Source organism: Rhizobium sp. P1_E1 (assembly GCF_056406015.1).
In genome coordinates this window covers 1-7,827 of record NZ_JBFUAY010000201.1, presented here as the reverse complement: position 1 = coordinate 7,827, position 7,827 = coordinate 1, and the positions used below count along the sequence as shown (strand labels likewise).

General features: G+C 62.3%; 7 protein-coding genes and 1 pseudogene. 6 read left to right on the top strand and 2 right to left on the bottom strand.

Translation table 11 applies throughout. From position 1 onward, the window contains the following. Positions 1–12: 12 nt before the first annotated feature. Positions 13–1,617 carry a peptidoglycan DD-metalloendopeptidase family protein gene (locus AC1D1Z_RS31205; RefSeq protein WP_131647055.1) on the top strand — a complete coding sequence of 535 codons (1,605 nt, stop codon included), beginning with the start codon at positions 13–15 and terminating at the stop codon, positions 1,615–1,617. 148 nt (positions 1,618–1,765) lie between these two features. Here AC1D1Z_RS31205 and AC1D1Z_RS31200 read toward each other — a convergent pair whose 3' ends face one another. Beyond that, positions 1,766–2,638 carry an ATP-binding protein gene (locus AC1D1Z_RS31200; protein WP_130716293.1) on the bottom strand — a complete coding sequence of 291 codons (873 nt, stop codon included), beginning with the start codon at positions 2,636–2,638 and terminating at the stop codon, positions 1,766–1,768. Positions 2,639–2,844: 206 nt separating this feature from the next. Between AC1D1Z_RS31200 and yajC the strand changes: the two genes are divergently transcribed. The 5 genes from yajC (at position 2,845) to AC1D1Z_RS31175 (ending at position 7,568) form a co-directional block, all read left to right on the top strand. Beyond that, positions 2,845–3,192: a preprotein translocase subunit YajC gene (gene yajC, locus AC1D1Z_RS31195; protein ID WP_003558894.1), complete on the top strand. Its 348-nt coding sequence runs from the start codon at positions 2,845–2,847 to the stop codon at positions 3,190–3,192. Between the two features lie 45 nt (positions 3,193–3,237). Next, a complete protein-coding gene (gene secDF / locus AC1D1Z_RS31190) occupies positions 3,238–5,778 on the top strand; it encodes a protein translocase subunit SecDF (RefSeq protein WP_477852710.1) in 2,541 nt (846 codons plus the stop codon). Between the two features lie 4 nt (positions 5,779–5,782). Then, positions 5,783–6,169 carry an Mth938-like domain-containing protein gene (locus AC1D1Z_RS31185; RefSeq protein WP_477852709.1) on the top strand — a complete coding sequence of 129 codons (387 nt, stop codon included), beginning with the start codon at positions 5,783–5,785 and terminating at the stop codon, positions 6,167–6,169. Between the two features lie 2 nt (positions 6,170–6,171). Next, positions 6,172–7,029, top strand: a complete 858-nt coding sequence (locus AC1D1Z_RS31180; RefSeq protein ID WP_477852707.1) for a phytoene/squalene synthase family protein — start codon at positions 6,172–6,174, stop codon at positions 7,027–7,029. A gap of 71 nt (positions 7,030–7,100) precedes the next feature. Beyond that, positions 7,101–7,568 carry a hypothetical protein gene (locus AC1D1Z_RS31175; protein WP_018445615.1) on the top strand — a complete coding sequence of 156 codons (468 nt, stop codon included), beginning with the start codon at positions 7,101–7,103 and terminating at the stop codon, positions 7,566–7,568. Between the two features lie 103 nt (positions 7,569–7,671). On the opposite strand, the pseudogene AC1D1Z_RS31170 reads toward AC1D1Z_RS31175, so the two are convergent. After that, a pseudogene (locus AC1D1Z_RS31170) lies at positions 7,672–7,827 on the bottom strand (methylenetetrahydrofolate--tRNA-(uracil(54)-C(5))-methyltransferase (FADH(2)-oxidizing) TrmFO); the annotation flags it as partial.

Below are 7,827 nucleotides of genomic sequence, written 5' to 3'. Positions count from 1 at the left end.
GTGGGTCGAGTCATGCGTTTCAGTCTTTCGCCAAAGTTCGGGAAGTCGGCCGGTAATCTTCTGGTTGTTGGCCTGCTGGCAAGTGCCGCAACGGGCTGCAGTTCCGATGTGACACGGTTTGGCGGCTTGTTTTCCTCCTCCGGGCAGGACCAGATCACCACAAGTTCCATTCCGCGCAGGAATATGAACGGTTCTCAGGGCGATCCGGTGCCGCGCGCCGATCTCGGCGGTTCGGCCGTTGCCAGCCAGTCGGGCTATGGCGGCGGCAATGGCGCGCTGAACCAGCCTTATCCCGCACGCCAGGGTTACGATCCGACCCGCACGTCGAGCTCGAGCGCACGTCTCGCTTCCGCGCCGGTCTCGGTGCAGCGTTCAGATCTGGCCGCGCCGACGGCCGTTGCTCCGTCCCGGCAGCGGGAAAAGGAAGTCGCGCTCGCCCAACCTTTCCCAGCTGCGCCGCAGGCCGAAAAGCCCCGATTGGTGGCGCCGGCGGCACCGAAGGTGACGCCTGATACGCTGACGACCGGCACGACGCCGAAGGTTTCCGGCTGGTCCGCGACCAACGCTCCTTCGGTGACGCTGCGACCGGGTGAAAGCATCGCCACGCTCTCCAGGCGTTTTGGCGTTCCGGAAAAGGAAATCCTGCGCGTCAATGACCTGAAGACGGCATCTGCCGCCCAGCCGGGCCAGGCGATCCTCATCCCGACATTCAATGGCGGCAATGCCGCCAAGGCGGCATCGCAGGCGACTGACCTTTCCAAGCCCGGCAAGATGCCGGAGGCGCCGAAAGCGCCTGAGCAGAACGTTGCCGTCATTCCAGGCGCCAATTCCGCCCGTGACAAGACGCTGGCGAGTGCTGATGCCACCGGCAAGCTTCCCGTCGGCGCCGGCAAGGATCCGAAGGCACCTGCCGGCACCTATGTCGTCAAGCAGGGCGATTCCCTGGCAAAGATCGCCAAGGCGACCGGCAGCAATGTCGACGATCTCAAGGCCGCCAACAATCTTTCGGCCAACTCGCTCCGCATCGGTCAGGCCCTGAAGATCCCGAACGGCACCGCCGACAATATCAAGACCGCCTCGATCCCGGCCGAGAAGGTCGATCCGAAGCCGACCCAGCCGGCAGCTGCCCTGCAGACGGCTTCCGTGCAGCCTGCGCCCTATAAGGCACCGGCGGCCACCCAGACCGTCGACGATGCCGAGAAGAAGTCGGACGTCAGCTCCGCCGCGCCGGAATCGACCGGCATCGGCAAATACCGCTGGCCGGTGCGCGGCCAGGTCATTGCTTCATACGGCGCCAACGTCAACGGCAACCGCAATGACGGCATCGACATCTCGGTACCGCAGGGCACACCGATCAAGGCCGCTGAAAACGGCGTCGTCATTTATGCCGGCAACGGCCTGAAGGAACTCGGCAACACGGTTCTCGTCCGTCAYGACGACGGCACCGTCACCGTCTACGGCAACGCCGACACGCTGAGCGTCACCCGCGGCCAGAAGATCCAGCGCGGCCAGACGGTTGCCGTCTCCGGCATGAGCGGCGACGTCAAGCAGCCGCAGGTCCATTTCGAGGTGCGCAAGGACGCGTCCCCGGTCAACCCGATGACTTTCCTGGAATAGGTACTGCGTACCAGGAAACGCAAAAGCCCGGCCACCAGCCGGGCTTTTGTCATTTAATGCATGTCGCGCAAAAGTGCGCAGCGGTTTTGGGATAAACGACAAAGACCCAAAACGCGTCGCGTGAATTCGGATTGACGCGCGACGCGCTCTAGCCCCGATCGATGTGAACGCGCATGCGCCCGGCCAGGTCCTGGATATACTGCCAGGCGACACGGCCGGAGCGTGCGCCGCGCGTCGTTGCCCATTCCAGCGCCTCGGCATGCATCTTGTCGCGTTCGAGCTCGAGCTTGAAGTGATCGGCATAGCCGTCGATCATGCCGAGATAATCGTCCTGGCTGCATTTGTGGAAGCCGAGCCAGAGGCCGAAGCGGTCGGAAAGCGAAACCTTTTCCTCGACCGCCTCCGACGGATTGATCGCCGTCGACTGCTCGTTTTCCATCATGTGGCGCGGCAGGAGATGACGCCGGTTGGAGGTGGCGTAAAAGAGCACATTGTCCGGCCGCCCTTCGACGCCGCCGTCGAGTGCTGCCTTCAGCGATTTGTAGGCGGTGTCATCGTGATCGAAGGAGAGATCGTCGCAAAAGACGATCACACGGTACGGCGTGTCCTTCAGGAGATCGAGCAGATGGGGGAGGGTGGCGATATCCTCGCGATGGACTTCGACCAGCTTCAGCAAGACGCTGCTTTCGCGCCTGACATCCTCGTGTACGGCCTTGACCAGCGAGGATTTGCCCATGCCGCGCGCCCCCCAGAGCAGCACATTGTTGGCGGCATAACCCTCGGCGAAACGCACCGTATTCTCATGCAGGATGTCGCGCACATGATCGACGCCGCGGATGAGCGTCAACGCCACCCGGTTCGGTCTCTTGACCGGCTGCAGATGCTGGCGCAAAGGCGCCCAGACGAAGCAGTCGGCAGCATCCCAGTCGTTGAGGGCGGGTGCCGGTCCGGCAAGACGCTCGACGGCGTCTGCGAGCCGTCTCAGTTCGGCGAGCAGGGCTGTGTTGATTTCCTCGGTCATCGGTGGCCTCCTGATTTCTCACTGCGGCAATCCGCTTTAATCTTTCGATGCCGGGTAGCATGGCGTTTTGACGGCGGAAAGGTTATGAGGCAGCGGAATCGGTACTGTTTCCGGCTGTTTCTGTTGCATTCATCGAAGCGGTAACTATAGTCCGGCAACCTGAAAAGAGAGGCGGAGTTCCGCCGCCCAAGCCTGAGGAGTTTAGCATGTTCATCACCCCGGCATTCGCCCAGAGCGCGACCGATACCGCAACGGGATTCGGCGGTTCCGGTTTCGAAATGATCATCCTGTTCGTGCCGCTGATGGTCGTCTGGTACTTCCTGCTGATCCGTCCGCAGCGCGCACAGGCAAAAAAGCGTGAGGAGACCCTGAAGGCAATTCGTCGCGGCGACCAGGTCGTCACCGGCGGCGGTCTCGTCGGCAAGGTCACTAAGGTCGTCGACGAAAAGGAAGTCGAAGTCGAGATCGCCGATGGCGTGCGCGTGCGCATCGTCCGCAGCGGCATCTCCGAAATTCGCGTCAAGGGTGAACCGGTCAAGGCCGACGCGGCGTAACAAGCGATAACGGCAGGACCGCCGGATCGGAAGATCGTCGAGAGAATGTTGCATTTTTCCCGCTGGAAAACACTTCTGATTTGGCTGGTCGCGTTTGCGGCCATCGCCATCGCTGCGCCCAATCTGCTGACTGAGGCGCAGCGATCCTCCCTGCCGGATTGGTTGCGGCACGACCGCGTAGTGCTTGGTCTCGACCTGCAGGGCGGCTCGCATATCGTTCTGAAGGTCGAGCGTTCCGATATCGTCAAGGACCGCCTGGAAGAGGCGGTCGCCAATGTGCGCAACGCGCTGCGCGGCGCCGGCATCCGCTATACCGGGCTGACCGGCAATGACCAGACCGTCACCGTCCGCATCACCGACCCGGCGCAGACACAGGCGGCGGTCGATCTCCTGAAGCCTTTGACGACGGTTGGCGGACATTCGGGACCTGGGGTCGCGCTGCAGCAGGGCGCGGAGGGGCAACTCTCGCTGCAGATTTCCGACGCCGGCATTACCGCTGACGTCGCTTCCGCGCGGACCCGGTCGCTCGATATCGTTGGYCGCCGCATCGCCGGATTCGGCTATGATAATTTTCTCGTTCGCCCGGATGGTGCCGACCGGATCGTCGTGCAGGTGCTGGGATCGGTCGATGCTGAGCGGCTGAAGAACATCCTGAACCAGCCGGCCAAACTTTCCTTTCATCTGATCGACGAAAGCATGTCGGGGCAGGAGGCGCTGAACGGCCGTTGGCCGGCGACATCGCAGGTGCTCTATTCGCTTGACGACCCGCCGGTACCTTATCTGGTCGACCGCACGGCTTTCGCCACTGGCAGCAACATGGTCGATATCGAGCCTGTCGTCGATCAGCAGACGCAGGATACCGCGATTGCCTACCGTCTCGATGCGGAAGGTACGCAGCGGCTGGCGCAGGCGACGGGGCAGAATATCGGCAAGCACCTTGCCATCGTCTTCGACGACCAGGTGATGTCGTCACCGGTTATCGATGCGGCAATCACCGGCGGTGAGGGCCGGATTTCGGCGAATTTCTCGGAAGATGGCGTCCGCGACCTTGCGATCATGCTGCGCGCCGGCGCCTTGCCGGCGACGCTGACCAGCGTTGAGGAACGCAGCGTCAGCCCGAGATTCGGCGCCGATTCCATCTTCAGCGGCCTTGTTGCCGGTCTCGTCGCTGTCGTGCTGGTCGCGGCACTGATGATCGCGCTTTATCGCATCCTAGGCATCATCGCCGTCGTCTCGCTCTTCTTCAACCTGATCCTCATCGTTGCGGTGCTGAGCCTTGCCGGCGCGACGCTCACCTTGCCCGGGATTGCCGGCATCGTGCTAATTGTCGGCATGGCGGTCGACTCGAACGTTCTGATCTACGAGCGTATCCGCGAAGAGGAGAAGACCACCCATTCCTTTGCGGAGGCCGTCGGCCGCGGTTTCTCACGCGCATTTGCAACGATCATCGATGCGAATGTGACGATCTTCATCGCCGCCATCATCCTCTTTTTCCTCGGCAGCGAATCCATCCGCGGCTTCGCGGTGACACTGGCGGTCGRCATCCTGACGACTGTTTTCACGGCTTTCACCCTGACGCGCTCGATCGTTGCCGTCTGGCTGAGAGCGCGCCGTCCTCGACATCTGCCGAAGAGCGTTCTGGCGCATCTTTTTGAACACGCCAATATCCGCTTCATGGGAATCCGCCGTTATGTCTTTACGGCGTCGGCGGTCATTTCGCTGATTGCCATGGCCGCCTTTGCCACCGTCGGCCTGCATCTCGGCATCGATTTCACTGGCGGCTCGCTCATCGAGGTGACGGCGAAGCAGGGCAATGCCGACATCGCCGATCTCCACTCGCGCCTCAATGATCTCAATCTCGGCGACGTGCGCGTCGAGCGCACGGGCGGACCGTCGAACGCGCGGATCCGCATCGCTTCCCAGGGCGGCGGCGAAAATGCCGAGCAGTCGGCGGCGACGCTGGTGCGCGGCGAGCTCCAGGAGGACTATGATTTTCGCCGCGTTGACGTCGTCGGACCCGCGATCTCGGGCGAATTGACGATGATGGCGACGCTCGGCGTGCTTGCAGCACTAGCCGCGATCCTGATCTACATCTGGATCCGCTTCGAATGGCAGTTCGCGGTCGGCGCCATCGTCGCAACGCTGCACGACGTCATCATCATGCTTGGTCTCTTCGTCCTCACCGGTATCGAGTTCAACCTGACGAGCATCGCCGCCGTGCTCACCGTCGTCGGTTATTCCCTGAACGACACCGTCGTGGTCTATGACCGAATGCGCGAAAATCTCAAGCGATACAAGAAGATGCCGCTGCCGATCCTGATCGATGCCTCGATCAACCAGACGCTGTCGCGCACCGTTCTAACCGCGGCGACGACGCTGACCGCCTTGCTGGCGCTCTTTCTCTTTGGGGGCGAAGTCATCCGCTCCTTCACCTTTGCGATGCTCTTTGGCGTCGCTCTCGGCACCTTCTCTTCGATCTATATCGCCGCTCCTGTCTTGATCGTCTTCCGGCTGCGGCCGGAGGCTCCCGACGGGGAAGAGAGCAACAAGACGGATGCCGGTGTAAAATCCGGCACGGTGGTTTGAAAACATGGCAAAAGGCATAGAAATCCGCGCCGCGCATTTCCCCGGCCGCGCTCCGATCGATGCTTACGGCAATGGCGGCTTTCGCTTTGCCGACATGTCGCATCGTGGCTCGATCCTTTGCCTGCCCTCCGGCATTCATGGCTGGGACATGGATATGTCGAAACCGCTGTCGCCTGAAAATKTCCGCCGCGTGCTTGACGAGGCTAGTGATATCGAGGTTCTGCTCGTCGGCACCGGTACCGAGCTTCGCCGCCTGCCCGAGGAATTGAAGCTGGCGCTGAAATCGCGCGGCATCTCCTCCGATCCGATGAGCACCGGGGCTGCAGTGCGCACCTTCAATATCATGCTCGCCGAGCAACGTGCCGTCGCCGCGGCGTTGATTGCGGTCTGACGATGTCTGAAGCGCATATTGCGACGAACCAGGAGATCTGCCTGGCGATGCTGCGTGACAGCGATCGCGACCGCTACCTCGCCTGTCTGCTGTCGCCAGAGGAAAAGCGCGGCGCGCTTGCGGCTCTCTATGCCTTCAATGCCGAGCTTGCCCGCATCCGCGATCTCGTGCACGAGCCGTTACCCGGGGAGGTGCGGTTACAATATTGGCACGATCTTCTGGAGGGCAGCGCACACGGCTCGACGGCGGCCAATCCCGTCGCCGCGGCGCTTCTGATGGCGATTGAAACGCACCGCCTGCCGCGCAAGACGCTGATCGATATGATCGGGGCCCGCACCTTCGATCTTTATGACGATCCGATGGAGACACGTCTTTCGCTTGAAGGCTATGCCGGCGAAACGGCATCCGCGCTGATCCAGCTCGCAAGCCTGGTGCTTTCTCCGGAGGAGGCCGCACGCTCGGCCGACGCCGMCGGCCATGCCGGCGTCGCCCAAGCGGTCGCCGGGCTGTTGCTGCTGATGCCGCTGCATCGCCGCCGCGGCCAGATCTATATTCCGCTGCAGATCCTGTCCGCCACCGGTCTCGACCGCGATGCCTTCCTCGCCGGCGAAGACCGGCCGCGCATCTCTGCCGCCATCGAGGCCTTCGCCGGCCTCGGTCGCGAACATCTGGCAAAAGCGAGGGCGGCGGGGCCGATTGCGCTGGCTGTCTTTCCAGCCTTTCTGCCGGCGACGATTGCCGAACCGGTGCTCATCACGGCGCAGAAACGGGGCGCCTTGCTGTTTGACCGGCCGCTGCAGCCGCCGCAATGGCGCCGCCAGCTGCGGATGGGGCTGGCTGCCGCACGCCGAAAAATCTGATATCGGTCAAATTCGCGCAAGTCTCGCGCGCTACAAGGCTTCCACCGCTACCCTTTGAACGGAGACTCGGCGTGGGCATTATCGTCTGGTGCGTCCTTTTCGCCATCGTCATTTTCATTGCTTTCGTGGCAACGCGCATGGCCGCGCAGAACAAGGAAGACGGCCTGCATGACACGGGCCTCGCCATCATCGAGTTCGGCCGCGCCTTTCCGAACGAGGCGATCCGTCAGCTGCAGGCGACGGAAAATGGCCAAGCCGTCTTCGTGCGCCTGCACGACAACAAGGCGGGCTTCATGCGCAACATGTCGCGCCATTTCGCCTGCCATCTGATCGAGCCGGGTCGGGTGCGCGTCGTGGGATCGGAGACGGGCCGGGGACTGGTGATCGACTTCCTCGATGCACCCTATCACAACGGCGATTTCGAATTCGCTTCCGCCAAGGAAGCCTCGGAGGTTTCGCTCTGGCTGCTCGGCAATTATATCGCCGAGCCGGATAAGGACCTGCCGCCCGGCAATATTTCGGCCGCGACCAAGCAGTAATGCATGTCGCCCAAAACTGTGCAGCGCTTTTAGGCGACATGCATAAAAGCAAAGACTTCACGCGGGTCGCACGAGCCGGGTCCGATGCACTTGAAAACGCCGGTCAGGCGCTTTCGGCAAGCGTCGATTCTTGACCGAGCCAGGTCGCGCAGTCGGCAAGAGCACGCCGCGCGATCAACTGCCGCTTCATAATCGTCTTGTCTTTGCCGCGGAAGCGCTTGACGCCTTCAGGTTTGACGATCGAGCCCGGCTGGAGCTC